Source organism: Candidatus Acididesulfobacter guangdongensis, from assembly GCA_004195045.1.
Lineage (GTDB): Bacteria > SZUA-79 > SZUA-79 > Acidulodesulfobacterales > Acidulodesulfobacteraceae > Acididesulfobacter > Acididesulfobacter guangdongensis.
On sequence record SGBC01000003.1, the window covers coordinates 177,598 to 193,514 of the forward strand.

A 15,917-nucleotide genomic window follows, 5' to 3' on the forward strand; every position below is an offset into this window, starting at 1 on the left:
GGTGTTCAATTATGACAAATACAGAAAAAAATCTTACGGAAGCATTCGCAGGCGAATCTCAGGCAAACAGAAAATATACCGCATGGGCTAGGCAGGCAGACGCCGAAGGTTACCCTGAGGTTGCCGAACTTTTTAGGTCTATAGCAGAGGGGGAAACAGCCCACGCTTTAGGTCATTTTAATCATATGAACGGTATAAAAACTACGCCGGAAAATTTAAAAAAAGCTATAGAAGGGGAAAAGTACGAAGTACGCGAAATGTATCCGCGAATGGCTAAAGAAGCTCGCGAGGAAGGACTGGAAGAAATTGCAAAATGGTTTGACATGGTGGGAAGGGCAGAAAGTGCACATATGAAAGCTTTTGAAAAAGTTTTAGCAGAAATTGAATAATAAACAATATTAAAAATAAATAATATATAAAATAATATATAAAATATTAGGTAAAAATATTAATAATATATACGACATTAAATAAATAAAAAATATACGACTGATAATATTAAATAAGAAATATTTTTTAAATTTATTAAATGTAAATAAAAAATATACGTATAATAATTATATAAGAAATATTTTTTAAATCATTAAATCTACAATCTGCTTAAATGTAAATCTATCAGAATGTTTTTGATGCGAATTTCTTAAATAAATATTTATTTTTATAGAGGAAATCGTATAGACCGTAAATCTTTACGGTCCTGACTTTTTGTCCTTGATGGCGTATAGTTATTGTCTTGAGCAGTTTATATCTTTTAAAATTGGAGGACAATTTTTTTTCTATATGTTTGCCGTATTTCGTATCTATAACATATAAAAAATTTTGTCCTTTTTTTGTTTTAAAATTATTCCATAAACTATATTCGTTATTTCTTTTGAAATAATTAAAAGAATATGTTTCCGGTTGTCCTTTCATGTAATAGGCAAGTTCGCTTGCAACTTGAAATCTTCTTGCAGAAATTAAAAAATTGTCTTTTTTATCAGCCGCTGCGATTTTATCAACGTCAAAGGCTAATTTTCTCCACCCCAGAACATCACGCACAGGACTTTTGTCTAATTTGAATTTTATTATCGGATAAGACGGTTCAATGAAAATTAATACCGAAAATAAAAGTCCTACAATAATAGAAAAAGATAACGCAGAAGCCGCAAGTTTTTTTGAAATGTTTTTTTTAAGTCTGTTGCTGTAATATTTAAAAAATAACAGACTTGCCATTATATATGCCGGAAAATATAAAAAAACAGGCCAGTTAGGCTGTACCTCCGTTTTTGTGCACTGGTATAAAAAATATGCAAACGGTACAAGGGCTGAAACAGAAAGCGCAAGATATATATCGTCTTTATTTTTTATTCCCTTGTAAAATCCGTAAAACATAGAAAATATTAAAATAATAAAAATAAACGGTGAAAAAATGCCTGCCTGAGAGCCTATAAATAAAAGCAGATTATGAATAAATGCATTAAAATTTACGTGATTTCCGGATAAAGTAAATAAATGTCTTAACGATGCATAATCATTTAAATAATTCCATATAATTACAGGAGAGAACAAAAGCAAAGATATTAAAAAAGCAATATACGGCTCTTTTCTCAATAAGTATTTTCTATAATTTTTGCTTAGCAGAAAGAATAAAAAAACAATAGGATATAAAAAAACCGCAGTATATTTGCTTAACAGTGCAAGTCCTGTGGCAGCTCCAATTAAATAAATATAATAATCTTTTTTAAAGAGTATTAGGTAAATTAAAAAAAAAATGGAAAGCGAAAAAAATAAAAGCTGTGCGTCTCCGTAAACTATAAGGATTGAACCTATATTAAATATCGGTATGACATTAAGCAGTACCGCAGCGCCGAGGCTGTATGTTTTATTGGATGTTAATTTTTGCAGTATAATATAAACAAACAGTGAGATAAGCAGTGAAATTACGGGAGCGCCCAATCTTACAAAAAATTGAGAATTAAGTTTTCCGAAAAAAGTTGTTAACGCAATAATATATGCAATCATGGGAGACATATCGTAATATGAAAGCGAAAGATGCCGCGACCACTGCCAGTAATAAGTTTCTTCCGGAATCAGGTCGATATGGGTAATAAAGATAATCCTGAAAATAAATAGAACAATTAAGAAACCGAATAGAAAATTTGTGATTAGTTTGTTTTTATTCATTAATAAAAATTGAATGATAATACATCAGTAATAGGATGTTATGGTGTAATTATGATTATTGTTATGTAAATGTATTAATAAGTACATTATTATGTCTTTTATACAGACAGCTATTTGTATAAACAGCTAAAATAAATATCATATACGATTTTTATTTAAAATTCAAAACAAAAAAGAAAAAAATGCAGAATTATTTTTTTAAACATATTTAAACGTATAGGTCTATTTTTTTTATTTTAGGTCTATTCTTTTTATTTAATGTGCGCAAAATTTAAAGATTTTAATAAAAAATAATAAGAATAGCAAGAATAACAAAAATAGCTTGACATTTGTTTTGACTTATTTTATCTTAATATTGTAATTAATTTGTAATTAATTTAATATTGTAATTAATTGTGTAGTTTTGTAACTGGTTAATTATGTTATAATGCTTTTAGTTAGCTAGTTAATTAATTAATTATGTCATAATTTATAATAATAATGATTATTTTTATACGGTAAATGTCTAATGGGTTTTAAAATTAATTTATCATCAAAAAAAATGGTCGGCATAGATATAGGATATAGTTCTATTAAAATATTGGAATTATCCAGAGCGGGCAGCAAATACACATTAGATTCCATAGATTTAATCAACCTCCCGTCAGGAATTGTTTCCGACGGATTTCTGAAAGACCATGCGTCGGCTATTTCATACATTAAAAGTTCTTTTGCTAATCACAGCATGAAAGACAAGAATGTTGTTATATCTATTCCCTGCAAGCATGTTATTATAAAAAATATAGATATGCCTAAAATGAAAGAATCGGAACTTGATTCCGCTATTTTTTACGAAGCTCAGCAATATATAACTTACGACATTAAGGAAGTATCTTTTGACTATGAAATATTGGGCGATTCTGCCGCAGATGCAGGCAGCAATCTGATAATGATTATCGCCGGCAAAAAAGATATTATAAATGATAGGGTCGATTTAATGAATGAATGCGGTTTGTATTCGCCTATAGTGGATGTTGACTGCATAGCTACGGAAAATATGTTTAATTTTAATTATCCCGAAGAAACGGATCAGATGGCCGGAATTATAAAAGTAGGAGCGACTGAGACCAATGTTCATATTGTCAATAAAGGTTTTAACCTATTTAGAAGAGACATACCCATCGGAGGGGTTAATATTACCGAAGAAATAGCAAAAAAATTTCAGATGGATTTTAATGAGGCGGAAAATGTTAAAACCGGCGGCATTGAAAAAAGAGACGAAAATTTCAAAACCAATTATATGATATATATAAATATGATTGTTGCAAGAATAACATCAGAGATACAGAGAACGATAGACTATTTTGCGGCTAATAACGATAAACAGTATCCTAAAAAAATATTTCTCACGGGCGGTTCTGCTATGCTTTCAGGTCTTTCCGGAGATATAGAATCTAAACTTAATATACCAGTTTCAATCATTAATCCGTTTAGAAAAATTGTTTTTGGCAATAATATCGGCGATACAAGTTTTATAGAATCTAAATATTCGCTTTTCGGCGTTGCAGTCGGTTTGGCAGTCAGAGGGTTAGAGCCATGATTATAAAAATAAATCTAAATAAAAAACAGAAGTCCAAAAAATTCAAACCGCAAGTTGATAAAAGCAGTATTATTTCTTTTATTCCTTACATAGTCGTTCCGATAGTAGCGGCGGCGGCGGCAGTTTATTTTATGCAGTCTTTCGTTCAGAATAAAATAAATAATGTAACGAATAATATTGCTTCATATAATTCAAAAATCTCCGTATTAATGCCAAAAGTTCAAAAAGTTGTTGCGATAAGAAAAGTACAGAGCCAGATACTTCAAAAAATTAATATTATTAAAACATTAAAAAAAGAGCAGCAGGGACCTATAGGTTATACGTTTTCTCTCACAGGTGCTATTCCAAAATTTGCGTGGATAAATTCTTTGAAATCAGATAACGGCAATATCAGCATAAGCGGGGTGGCTTTAGACGGTCAGGTAGTGTCCATGTTTATGAAAAAAATAAAGAAAACCGGATTTTTTAATTCTATTAACTTGATACAGACAGCTCAGACCAAAAAACAGGATTTAAACTTACAAAATTTTAGCCTTACTATGAAAAGTAAATATAAAAAACCTGAATCTAAGCTAAACTCTAAAAATATAGTAAAAAAATCTGTTGTTAAATAGCCTTAAGTAAAGAATTTTTTTAATTCGGCAGGTCAATTATTAAAAATAGGCAAACAATAATAAAAAATAGCAAGCAATAATATAAATAGGCAAACAATAATAAAAATATAAAACAAGCGTAATCGGAAATAGGCAGATAATAATGAATCTAAATGTTAAAAATATAAATTTGAAAAGTAAAATATTTATAGGAATTGTTGCGGGCGCTGTTATTTTTATTGCGATTTTAGCTATTTATTATTTTATGTTTTTTTCATCGCTGGAGACTTCCTTAAATCAAAAACAGTCGTCGCTAAATATCGTCAAAACCAGATATGCCTCTTATATAACGGAAGTTCGGACTTATCCGGCTTTAGTAAAGAAACAGAAAAGACTTGAAATAGAATTTTTAAGTTTATTGGCTGAACTTCCTTCTAAAAAGAATATACCGGGTCTTTTAATGGAAGTTTCAAATTATGCTAAAGCTCTGCATTTAAATTTAGATATGTTTAAACCTGAAAAGGTAGCTCCTAAGAGTTTTTATGAAGCAGTGCCTTTTTCAATGAGTATAAGCGGGTCATTTTTCAACGTCTATAAATTTTTTTACAAACTTGCGGATATGAATAGAATCGTTGATGTTCACAATGTGTCTATTGCCGGCAGTGCTTCTAAACATAACGTTGCGGTGAGTTTTAACGGTACGACTTTTTCTTTTATAGGCGTTATGCCAAAATTATTAACTACCGGAAATATCAAAAAAAGCGGCGCAGGCACTATAAAACACCGTAATGGGAACAATAAAGGATTAAAGTATGAGTATAATAAGAACAAAAACATAACAAGCAAAAGCGATAACAATATTAATAGAAACAGTAGTCTGGCGAAAAAAATAGAACTGTTAAAGCATAAGAATTTAACGGTAAATCCGTATCCGTACAATTTAGCCAGGAATCCGTTTAGGACGTTTTTATATGCGCAAAAACCGAATGTATCTTTCAAATACGGCGAACTGCCGCTGCTGCAATACAGTTTGTCGTCGCTTCATATCGTGGGCATAATGGAAAAAAGCGGAAAGTATTACGCTATGGTTTCGACGCCTGACGGAAGGTCATATATAGTAACCGCAGGTTCTATTATGGGCGTCAATAGAGCAAGAATAACGGATATTACCGAAAATTCTATTGTTTTATCTGAAAAAACATATAATCAGTTAGGGCAGATGCGCACAGTTAATTATGTAATGAGCATGAAATAAAATGTTGAAATGTTCAGATAAAGACAACAGTAATATTGGCAGTAATTATAATATAATAATAATATATATATAATTATAATGATATAATGCATGGAGAGAGCAATTTATACACAGTCGGCTGTCGATAAATAATGTACATGAAATAAAATAGCGTATATAAATTTAGTATGAAATAGGAACGGTTAAGGAGCGCTGGAGGCATGATGAATAAAGAAGCATCAGAAAAAAACATAGAGAAGAATGAAAATGATAACACTAAAGCGATATTTACGGCGAAGGGACTTATTTTTCTATCGGCTGTATTTCTATCGGTCTTTTTATTTTTAACACTTATATTATTTCAGGCAAATTCATTTGCCAAAAATTTTGCAGGCATTTCAGGACAGAAAACGGTAAGGAAATTATTTGTCGACCCCTCAACTATGCGTGTGAGTTTTGATTTTCAAAATGCAAGTTTGGTTGATGTCATACGAATGATTGCAAAAGTTTCAAATATGAATGTTTTGATCGGTTCTGACGTAAAAGGCTCAGTTACCATGAAAATGCATAATGTTCCTCTAAAGGACATATTTTCAGTCATACTTGACGCCTATGGACTTGGAATAGTCAAAAAAGACGGTATATATTACATTAATTCGTCAAGTTCTATTGCTTCCGTCGTTTCAGCGCAAAAAAGAGCAAAGGCTATATCGGGACAGAAAATAACTAAAATTATTCCTGTAAATTATGTAAATGTTGCCGGTTTAATTCCTAAAGTGAAAACAGTGCTGAGTCCTGAAGGCAAGGTTATGGTCGACAAGTCAATGCATGCGCTTATTGTGACCGATATTAAGCAAAATGTTATAAAAGCCGAAAATCTCGTAAAGGAGCTTGACAGAAGAACCCCTGAGGTTGAAATTATAGCCAAAATGGTTGAAGTTGACCAGTCATATTCTACGCAATTGGGTATTAACTGGGAAGGGGGCTATGCAGCCGCTACTCCGGGCAATACAAATATGGCTGCTGCGCCAAATTATTTTGCCGGTCAGCTGGCTGGTACGCCGGCAGGACCAGGACTTATTACTCCGACTGCAGGCGCTCCGACATTAACAACGCCGTCGCCGGGAACTTTTTCGGTAGGAATAGTAAATCAATATGCAAGCATTACCGCAACGCTGCAGGCTCTGGAAAGTTTAGCCAAAGCTACAAGTATTGCGTCGCCTAAAGTCATAGTTCTTAATAATCAGACGGCTACCATCGCCAAAGGAGAAACATTATATCTGCCCTCTGTAGCAGGCGTAGGAGCAGTTGCGGCTCCTCAGGCTATTACAGCGCAGATATCTCTTTCAATAACACCGCATATTATGTCTAACGGCAGCGTGAAGCTTACGATAAATTCGTCAAATGACTCTGTTGCGCCGCCCGTTTCAGGGGCTCAGGCGACATTAGACACGGAAAGCGCAAATTCTACCGTTATAGTTAATAACAATGATACGGTAGCCATAGGCGGAGTTTATGAATTAAACAAAAGCACATCGACGAGCGGTATTCCCGGACTTATGGATATTCCGCTTTTAGGCTGGCTCTTTAAATCCAGAAGCATCAGCTATTCAAAAGACCAGTTGTTGATTTTCATTACGCCTAAGATTATAAAAGGCTGAGTTGTTTCTATTTTGCGCTTGATTTTGTACTGTACATACAATATACTTTTAGTATTAGCGGGATACTAACGTTATAAACTCATAATCAAGCCTTTAAAAATTATATTAATTCAATTTAATGTTGACCGATGTTCAAAATTCAAAGGATAAAAGAGGCATACCCATAGATAAAGTGGGGATAAAAAACCTGCATTATCCCATATCCGTTCTTGATAAAAAAAAGTCTTTTCAGCACACCGTAGCCGATATAAATATGTACGTTGATCTTCCTCATTACTTTAAAGGAACTCATATGAGCCGTTTTTTAGAGGTTTTAAACGAGTACAGAGGCGAGATAAGCATAGTCAGTTTTCCGGATATTTTAAGAAAAATTAAAAAAGTTTTAAATGCAGGCTCGGCATCCGTCGAAATTGAATTTCCTTATTTTATCGAAAAAACCGCTCCTGTCAGCGGAAAAAAAAGCCTTATGGAGTATATCTGCAGTTATAAAGGTACAATAAAAAATAAAAAAGCAGAATGCAACAATAATAACAACAATAACAGCAACAATGATAACAGCAACGACAACAATACTACCAATGACAACAATAATAATGAGGATGAAAGCATTATTATAATCGGTATAAAAGTACCAATAAATACCTTATGTCCATGTTCTAAAGAAATATCTAAATACGGAGCGCATAATCAAAGAGGGGTCGTTTCCGTTTCACTTAAATTTTCGAAGCTAATATGGTTCGAGGATATAATAAACGATGTGGAATCATGCGCGAGCGCTCCCATATATTCTCTTTTAAAAAGAGCTGACGAAAGATTTTTAACCGAACATGCTTATGAGAATCCTATGTTTGTGGAGGATATAGTGAGATGCGTGGCAGATATATTAAAGAAAAATAAGAATATCGAATGGTTCAGGGTTGAGGCTGAAAACTTTGAGAGCATTCATAATCATAATGCTTATGCAATGACGGAAAGCAGATATGAAGATTAAATTGTAAATCATAAATTATAAAATCTAACGGGGCTTAAAAAAATATGCTAAGGCTTATGACGGCAGGCGAATCTCACGGAAAAGGGCTTGTCACGATAATAGACAACTTTCCTTCAGGTGTTAAAATAGATGAAAATTTTATAAATGAAAAGTTATCTCTGAGACAGTCAGGCTACGGCAGAGGAGCAAGGCAAAAGATAGAAACGGACAGGATAGAGTTTATATCCGGTGTCAGAGGCGGGTTTACAACCGGTTCGCCCATTTCTTTTTTCATTAAAAACAGGGATTATGAAAATTGGAAGGATAGAATGGATATTTGCAAACCTGTTCCGGAGGATATTAAAATACATATTCCGAGACCGGGTCATGCTGATTTTGCAGGTTCCATAAAATACAATCTCGATGATATAAGAAACGTCTTAGAGCGTTCAAGCGCCAGAGAGACGGCTTCCAGGGTTGCGGCAGGCGCTATATGCGAACTTCTTTTAATGGAGTTTGACATACGGTTTTCTTCAGCCGTTTTAAGCATTGGCGGTATAGGATGTACAGATGCAAGTTTAGATAAAAAAGATAATACAAACCGTGCAGACTGCAGAAAAAGCTGCACAGACGATAACAACGATGCGGAAAAAAGTAAAGTTGAAGGAAGAGCAATAATGGACGTCGATGAAGATGCCGCTGAATTATCCATTGATTTATTTGACGATGAAATTTTACTAAATATCCGTAATTCTGACTTGCGAATGCCTTTTCCGGAGCAGGAACAGAAAGTAAGGAAATTAATAGACGGGTTAAAAAAAGAAGGCGATACGACTGGCGGTATTATTATGGTACAGGCTAAAAATGTTCCTATAGGTCTCGGGAGTTTTACCCAATGGGATGAAAAATTAGACGCGCATATTGCGATGTCCATGATGAGTATTCAGGCGATAAAAAGCGTGGAAATAGGCGCAGGCACAAAAGCAGGTTATATGCTCGGTTCTGATTTTCAAGATTCTATCTATTGCAGCAGCCGTACCGGTATTAAAAAGTGTTCCGACGAGGGAACAATAAGAAAAAAATATTATAGAAAAACAGATAATGCGGGAGGTATAGAAGGCGGAATGTCAAACGGCGAGATTATTTCCGTTGAATGCGCAATGAAGCCTATTCCGACACTTATGAAACCGTATTTGGATACTGTTAATTTGACGACCTGCGAACAGGAAAAAGCTTTTCTTGAGCGAAGTGATGTTTGCGCTGTTCCGGCTGCTTCAATAGTATGCGAATCAGCCCTTGCATTTACAATATGCCTTTTCTTTCTTAAAAAATTCGGCGGCGACAGCGTTGAAGAAATAAAACGTAATTACGAAGGATATACAGGGCAGATTTTCAAGGAAAAATAATATATTTTTTTAATTGGACTTATTGGAGCAGGCAAGACCAAAGAATGAAGAATAATCTTTTTTTAATTGGATTTATGGGAGCAGGTAAAACTGAAATAGGAAAAGTTTTGGCTAAGAAATTAAATTATAATTTTATAGATTCCGACGATATAATAGAAAATAACGAACAGAATACGATTACTGAAATATTTAAGCTAAAAGGCGAAAATTATTTCAGAAATTTAGAAACCGAGTTTATCAAGAGTTTTGCCGCAAATTGCGCAAACTCTGATTTCGCCGATAATAAAACAGCCAGTAATAAAAATGAACATTGCGTGATTGCTACAGGCGGCGGAATGCCATGTTTTAATAGGAATATTAATTTTTTGAAAGACATCGGAACCGTTGTTTATCTTAAGGCAAGACCGGACACTATTTACTCAAGGATAAAAGAAGAAAAACACAGACCTGTCTTAAATAAAACAGATTTTTCAATATCTGATATTGAAAATTTATTAAATAAGCGGGAGCCATTTTATACTCAGGCAGATTTAATCATATATACAGACGGAATATCGCCCGAGGGAGCGGCAGATGAAATTAAAATTTTTTTAAAATAAGCGCATATAATACATAAACCTATAGCAGATAGCAAAATAAACATATAATAAATAAATTTATAATTAAATATATAATAAATTAGCATAGTTGATTAAATAAAAAAATATAAAATAAATACCTTAATCCTGCAATAGAAAGTTATTTGCTCGGAAAAGGTGTCAGATTAATTTTTTTGCAAATATTTTCTTTGTTAATTGAACTATTCCATATGCAAAAAAATAAAATCTGACACCTTTTCCTCATATTTTGCTTAACCGAGCAAATAAATGCATAAATATTTTCTATCGCAGGAGGATTAAGGAAATACCAAAAAAATAGATAAAATTATTAAAAAAATAAATAAAGGTTGTTCGACGCCTATTTATAATGATGAAAAATTACAGGGCGGCAGCTGTTGAATATTTCGATAATAAGAATAAGTATAAAGAGGCGGTAGTTGCGCTTTTTGATAGCGGAAATTACGCCGAAGCACAGATTGTTGCCCGCAATATGACAGAAAAATTTCCAGATTGCGCTTTTGCTTGGAAAGCGCTTGGCGCAATCTTAAAAATGCTCGGCAAAACTCTTGAGTCAATAGGGGCTATGCAGCAAGCAATAGAATTAGATCCCGCCGATGCTATTATATACAGCAATTTATCGGCTACGCTGCAGGACATAAACAGATATAGGGAAGCGCAGATGTACTGCCTGAAAGCGATAGAACTGCAGCCTGACCTTGCCATAGCATATCATAATCTCGGCAGCGTGCTGAATAATCTCGGCAGACCATTGGACGCGCAGGCTGTTTGTCTCAGAGCTATTCAACTTAAACCTGATTTCGCAGAAGCCTACTACAATTTAGGTAATTCGTTTAATGAAATAGGCGCTCAGCCGGAAGCTCAGCTTTCTTATCTGCGTGCGATAGAGTTAATGCCGGACAGTTTGCAGGCTTATGACAATATACTTATGGGTATGAATTATAATCCTGATTTCAGCATATCATATTATAAAGAATGGGCTGAAAAATATGGCACGTTAATAAGTTCTCGCGTTAACCGCAAATTTACAAATCATAATATGCCGAAATCAGGAGATAAACTGAAAGTAGGTTTTGTATCCGGAGATTTTAGGAATCATGCGGTAGGCCTTTTGCTGGAAAATATGCTTGGCAGTATAAAAAATATAGAACTGTATGCTTACAGCGCGCATAACGCAGAAGACGAACTGACTTGGAGAATAAAACCTTATTTTAAAAAGTGGACGGCTATTTATGACAAGAACGATGAAGAATCCGCGCATATAATTTATAAAGACGGCATTAACATTCTGTTAGATTTATCAGGACATACGAGATTCAACAGGCTGCCTGTTTTTGCGTATAAGCCTGCTCCGGTGCAGGCAAGCTGGCTTGGATATCCTGCAAGCACCGGAGTAAAAGAAATTGATTATTTTATAGGAGATTATTATACGTCGCCGAAAAGCGAAGAAAGCCATTTCAACGAAAAAATATACAGGTTTCAAAACTCATGTATATGCCTTGCGCCTCCCTGTGAAGCGCCTAAAGTAGGAATGCTGCCGGCATTGAGGAACCGTTTTATAACATTCGGCTGTTTTAATAATCTTGCCAAGATTAACGATGAGGTTATAGCCATATGGTCTGAAATACTCCTGCAAATTCCTGCTGCAAGGCTGTTTCTAAAGACAAAGCAGTTAGGAAATAAAAATGTACAGGATATTTTATTTAAAAAATTTAACGACAATGGTGTAGCAGAACCTGCAAAAAGATTAATTTTAGAAGGAGCTTCACCGAGGGCAGAACTCCTTGCTTCCTATAATAAAATAGACATAGCACTTGACCCTTTTCCTTATAATGGCGGTGTTACCGGCGCGGAATCGGTATATATGGGTGTGCCGATATTAACGCTAAAAGGAGACAGATTTGTATCAAGAGTCGGTGAAAGTATTGCGAATAACGTCGGTTTATCCAAGTTTATAGCGCAAAATAAAGAAGAGTACATAAAAAAGGCAAAAGATAACAGCTTAGATATCGCCGAACTTGCAGATTTACGGGCAAATCTCAGGAATATCTCTCTTAGGTCGTCCCTGTTTGACGGCGCAAGATTTGCTAAAGACTTTGAGAACGCAATGGCTGACATATGGATGAAAAGTTTCTAATTAACTAATGAAATAATAATTAAATTAAATAAGTTTAAAAAAATTAAAGTTTTTTTTGGTTAGTGACGATAAATAAATAAGAGAAAAATAAAAAGCTGTTAATGTTGACAGCTCAAAATTGAAGCGGTTTAAATTAATTAAAAGTTTTGCCACGGAAGGCAAAATAATTTATCACGGAGGATAAAAAAATGTACAACGGTCTATTTATCAACTCAAATCAGTCTGCGGTTATCGCAGAAACAAACCTTCAAAATACTAATAACCAGTTGGGCCAGTCGTTAAATGAACTTTCCAGCGGTCTTAAAATTACGGGTGCGTGGGTTAATCCAGCAGGCTATGAAATAGCTCAGGGATTAAATGCAACAGGTCTGGGTATTTCGCAGGCAACGGCAAACGCCAACAACGGCAATTCTTTAATTAACATCGCGTCGGGCGCATTGTCGACGATTCAGGGCATGCTCGGCACTATGCAGACGCTTGCTACCAACGCTGCGAACGGTACTAACAGTACTCAAAATTTGCAGGCGCTTGAAAGCGAATTTTCTCAGCTTGCTTCAGAAATTACCCAGATAGCGAGTTCTACGTCGTTTAACGGTCTCAATCTTCTGACCGGCGGAAGCGGCAGCACTATCGGTGTAAGTGATTTTACATTTCAGATAGGTACCAATTCAGACACTGCTACAAGCCAGATTTCCGTATCTATACAGGGTGTAGCCGCTGGTCTTCTCGGATTGGCATCTTCTGGCGGTACTATTATTAACTCGTCTTTAAATAATGTAACTCTTGTTGGTTCAACTACCGACAATACTTCTGCGTTAGTCGCTCTTTCCGCTGTTCAGGCTGCTATAAACCAGGTTTCGGGTATAAGCGGTCAGCTCGGTTCTTATCAGAACAGGGTTACGCAGATTATGGCTAATCTTCAGACGGAAGGCACAAATACTTCTGCAGCGTACGATAATATTATGGACGTTAATTTTGCTAAGCAGACATCGCAATATACGCTGCTTTCAACATTAGCCCAATCTGGCGAGGCTATGCTTTCCCAGGCTTCTACTGTCAATCAGGGGCTTTTAAACTTAGTAAGGGCAATATAAAACAGCGACATGACGTCTGAAATGGATGAAACATGGAAATTATTATTATGATTGTGCGGTTTTAATTGTTGGTTTTGATATTACAGTGAATATTTTGTATGCTAATAATTAATAGGATGATGCCCGCGGCGTAAAAACCGCGGGGCTGATTCCATAAACAGTGTTTTCATATTTTTTGTTGCAGATAGAAGACACAAAAAGAGGCGGTGTGTGCTATGACTAATATAGCGGACAGTCTAAATTCGATAAATGTTCAACAGGGAGGTTTCTCTGGTAACGCCGCTGTTCCTCATGCCGGCGGTTCGCAAAGTGTTGCGGGCGATTTAGCAAAAGTAAATTCTGAGGCTGCAGGTGCGGTTTTTGTCTCCGCAAACGGAACGCAAAATACCGGCAGCGTCAAGTCTGCAGTGAAAGATACGGCTGTGCCTGTTGTTGAGGCAAATAAAAATTTACAGACGGTTCTTAAGGCTGAGATCAAAGAAAGTTTAAATCCTGTTCCTGCGCTTTCAACATTAACCCTTTTTAAATGGGACCCGAAAGCCGGCGGAACTGTTATAGATATAGTTAACTCTAAAACCGGAAAGGTCGAGTCGCAGATTCCGTCCGAGGAGTTTATAAAGTACATGATGTCTCATTACCAGAAAGGGGCATTGCTGAACGAGAAATTATAAAAATTGCAGATTATCGGTATTCCATTATAATACTGAATATAAAGTTTATAGGTTTATAGTTAGTTTGATTGTTTTACCTGTAGTTTTTTTGATGTTTTATTATTTTTATTCTAATTTCATTTATATTATTTATATATTATAAAGATGACGTTAAGGAGGCGATATAAATGTCTGTCCCTTCATTAAGCAGCAGTGCCGCAAGCAGCGGAAGCACTCCTATTTCATACCCTAATCAGGGGTTAATAGTCGCCGGTACGGGACTGTCTTCCGGAATAGATTATACTACCTTGCTCAATGCAATAGATAAGAGTCTTTCAGAGCCTATTACGCTTATGAAAGACCAGGAGTCGCCGTTAAACAATGAATTGAGCGCATGGAGCACGATAGGTTCAGCTGTGTCTAATTTAAATTCTGCCGCTGCTGCGTTAGGTCAGACTTCGCTGTTTAATACATATTCTGCTACATCAAGCGATTCTTCGGTTGCAACGGCAACTGCTTCATCGTCGGCGATTCCGGGAACTTATAGTCTAAGCGTCAGCGCTCTTGCTACTCAGGATGTTATGGCTTCTCAGGGAGTTGCGGCAACTTCAACCGCGGTGTCCAGCTCAGGAGCTACAGGAACTTATGATATAACGGTAAACGGAAAAACAACCGATGTGGCTTTAAATTCTTCCACCGGCTATACGCTTGCCGATCTTTCTCAAGCAATAAACAATTCAGGTGCCGGAGTCAGCGCATCGATTATAAATAACGGCAGCTCTACCGATCCGTATCAGCTTGTTCTGACCAGTAATAATACCGGAACGAATAACGATATATCTGTAACTGATCCGACGCTTGCTACGTCTTCTACCGCTACTGCCCTTACTTTTTCAACGACGCAAGCAGCTCAAAATGCAGCTTTGACTTACGGCGGAATAAGTATTACGAGCCAGTCAAATACGGTTAATGACGTCATTCCGGGTGTCACATTAAATCTGGCTTCTACAGGTTCTGCTACTATTACGGTTGGGCTTGATACAAACGCGATAGATTCTGCCGTGAATAATTTTGTATCTTCTTATAATAAACTGCTAAGCGATGCGTCGGCTCAGCAGACATACAATAAGAGTACTAAATCAACAGGACCGCTCGGCGGTAATCCTGCGCTCGCCAGTCTTGTAAACAGTTTATACAGTTTTATGGGAAGCGAAGCTCCGGGCATGACAGGCAGCAGCGGACTTCCTTCGACCTACGGAATTACCGAAAACGCAGACGGTTCCGGTCAACTGCAGCTTAATGCAACGACATTAAACAGTATGCTGACATCGAATCCTCAGCAGGTTCAGCAATTTTTCAGCGCGCTTGCAAACGGGTCTCCGACAGCCGACGGTGTTTCCGAAAAAGGAGGAATGACCAATTTTTTAAATTCTTACACAAATCCTGCAAACGGGGTTATTTATTTTGAGCAGCAGCAGATTAATTCGCAGCTTAAAAACATGAACAAGCAGATTGCTTCTCAAACCGCAATGGTGCAGCAGCAGATGGGGATGTATGTAAAACAGTTTGCAGCTTTAGAACAGTACGTCGGAGAGATGAAAACTACAAGTGCCGCATTGGCAAGCCAGATAGGTCAGATGCCGTCAACAACCACAGGCGGTTAATCAAGTTTGAGGGATAAATATTTCAAATTTAAATTAAATATAGAACAAATTTAAATATGAGATGAATTTAAATACGGAATAAATCTAAATAAAGTGTAGAAGAACCGATGTCGTCTAATATTAAATAAATTATTAAATAAATGAAAAAA

General features: G+C 35.7%; 13 protein-coding genes. 12 read left to right on the forward strand and 1 reads right to left on the reverse strand.

What is annotated here, in order from left to right; all coding sequences use genetic code 11:
* The first annotated feature begins 11 nt into the window (after positions 1–11).
* A complete protein-coding gene (locus EVJ46_07180; GenBank protein ID RZD15972.1) occupies positions 12–389 on the forward strand; it encodes a rubrerythrin in 378 nt (125 codons plus the stop codon).
* Positions 390–615: 226 nt separating this feature from the next.
* Here the strand turns inward: EVJ46_07180 and EVJ46_07185 are convergent, their stop codons facing one another.
* Positions 616–2,163: a phospholipid carrier-dependent glycosyltransferase gene (locus tag EVJ46_07185; protein ID RZD15973.1), complete on the reverse strand. Its 1,548-nt coding sequence runs from the start codon at positions 2,161–2,163 to the stop codon at positions 616–618.
* A 508-nt stretch (positions 2,164–2,671) separates the two neighbouring features.
* On the opposite strand from EVJ46_07185, the gene pilM reads away from it, so the two are divergent.
* From pilM to EVJ46_07240, 11 genes are all read left to right on the forward strand, one after another.
* Positions 2,672–3,742: a type IV pilus assembly protein PilM gene (gene pilM / locus EVJ46_07190; protein RZD15974.1), complete on the forward strand. Its 1,071-nt coding sequence runs from the start codon at positions 2,672–2,674 to the stop codon at positions 3,740–3,742.
* Positions 3,739–4,356, forward strand: a complete 618-nt coding sequence (locus EVJ46_07195; GenBank protein RZD15975.1) for a hypothetical protein — start codon at positions 3,739–3,741, stop codon at positions 4,354–4,356. The genes pilM and EVJ46_07195 overlap by 4 nt, the downstream gene beginning before the upstream one ends.
* A gap of 142 nt (positions 4,357–4,498) precedes the next feature.
* Positions 4,499–5,590 (forward strand): hypothetical protein, encoded by a 1,092-nt coding sequence (locus EVJ46_07200; GenBank protein ID RZD15976.1) that lies wholly within the window; start codon positions 4,499–4,501, stop codon positions 5,588–5,590.
* 200 nt (positions 5,591–5,790) lie between these two features.
* Positions 5,791–7,230, forward strand: a complete 1,440-nt coding sequence (locus EVJ46_07205) for a hypothetical protein (GenBank protein ID RZD15977.1) — start codon at positions 5,791–5,793, stop codon at positions 7,228–7,230.
* Between the two features lie 118 nt (positions 7,231–7,348).
* The gene (locus EVJ46_07210; protein RZD15978.1) at positions 7,349–8,221 is read left to right on the forward strand and encodes a GTP cyclohydrolase I FolE2; all 873 of its coding nucleotides are present in this window, start codon (positions 7,349–7,351) and stop codon (positions 8,219–8,221) included.
* A 44-nt stretch (positions 8,222–8,265) separates the two neighbouring features.
* Positions 8,266–9,606: a chorismate synthase gene (locus tag EVJ46_07215; GenBank protein RZD15979.1), complete on the forward strand. Its 1,341-nt coding sequence runs from the start codon at positions 8,266–8,268 to the stop codon at positions 9,604–9,606.
* 44 nt (positions 9,607–9,650) lie between these two features.
* Positions 9,651–10,205 carry a shikimate kinase gene (locus EVJ46_07220; protein RZD15980.1) on the forward strand — a complete coding sequence of 185 codons (555 nt, stop codon included), beginning with the start codon at positions 9,651–9,653 and terminating at the stop codon, positions 10,203–10,205.
* 367 nt (positions 10,206–10,572) lie between these two features.
* On the forward strand, positions 10,573–12,360 hold the full coding sequence (locus EVJ46_07225) for a tetratricopeptide repeat protein (protein RZD15981.1): 1,788 nt from the start codon (positions 10,573–10,575) through the stop codon (positions 12,358–12,360).
* A gap of 188 nt (positions 12,361–12,548) precedes the next feature.
* On the forward strand, positions 12,549–13,454 hold the full coding sequence (locus EVJ46_07230) for a hypothetical protein (protein RZD15982.1): 906 nt from the start codon (positions 12,549–12,551) through the stop codon (positions 13,452–13,454).
* A 215-nt stretch (positions 13,455–13,669) separates the two neighbouring features.
* A complete protein-coding gene (locus EVJ46_07235) occupies positions 13,670–14,125 on the forward strand; it encodes a hypothetical protein (GenBank protein ID RZD15983.1) in 456 nt (151 codons plus the stop codon).
* Positions 14,126–14,292: 167 nt separating this feature from the next.
* Positions 14,293–15,768, forward strand: a complete 1,476-nt coding sequence (locus EVJ46_07240) for a hypothetical protein (GenBank protein RZD15984.1) — start codon at positions 14,293–14,295, stop codon at positions 15,766–15,768.
* Positions 15,769–15,917 lie beyond the last annotated feature (149 nt).

Coding starts and splice junctions, on each gene's coding strand:
- EVJ46_07180 (RZD15972.1), top strand. CDS start 12: ATGACAAATACAGAAAAAAATCTTACGGAAGCATTCGCAGGCGAATCT.
- EVJ46_07185 (RZD15973.1), bottom strand. CDS start 2,163: ATGAATAAAAACAAACTAATCACAAATTTTCTATTCGGTTTCTTAATT.
- pilM (RZD15974.1), top strand. CDS start 2,672: ATGGGTTTTAAAATTAATTTATCATCAAAAAAAATGGTCGGCATAGAT.
- EVJ46_07195 (RZD15975.1), top strand. CDS start 3,739: ATGATTATAAAAATAAATCTAAATAAAAAACAGAAGTCCAAAAAATTC.
- EVJ46_07200 (RZD15976.1), top strand. CDS start 4,499: ATGAATCTAAATGTTAAAAATATAAATTTGAAAAGTAAAATATTTATA.
- EVJ46_07205 (RZD15977.1), top strand. CDS start 5,791: ATGATGAATAAAGAAGCATCAGAAAAAAACATAGAGAAGAATGAAAAT.
- EVJ46_07210 (RZD15978.1), top strand. CDS start 7,349: ATGTTGACCGATGTTCAAAATTCAAAGGATAAAAGAGGCATACCCATA.
- EVJ46_07215 (RZD15979.1), top strand. CDS start 8,266: ATGCTAAGGCTTATGACGGCAGGCGAATCTCACGGAAAAGGGCTTGTC.
- EVJ46_07220 (RZD15980.1), top strand. CDS start 9,651: ATGAAGAATAATCTTTTTTTAATTGGATTTATGGGAGCAGGTAAAACT.
- EVJ46_07225 (RZD15981.1), top strand. CDS start 10,573: ATGATGAAAAATTACAGGGCGGCAGCTGTTGAATATTTCGATAATAAG.
- EVJ46_07230 (RZD15982.1), top strand. CDS start 12,549: ATGTACAACGGTCTATTTATCAACTCAAATCAGTCTGCGGTTATCGCA.
- EVJ46_07235 (RZD15983.1), top strand. CDS start 13,670: ATGACTAATATAGCGGACAGTCTAAATTCGATAAATGTTCAACAGGGA.
- EVJ46_07240 (RZD15984.1), top strand. CDS start 14,293: ATGTCTGTCCCTTCATTAAGCAGCAGTGCCGCAAGCAGCGGAAGCACT.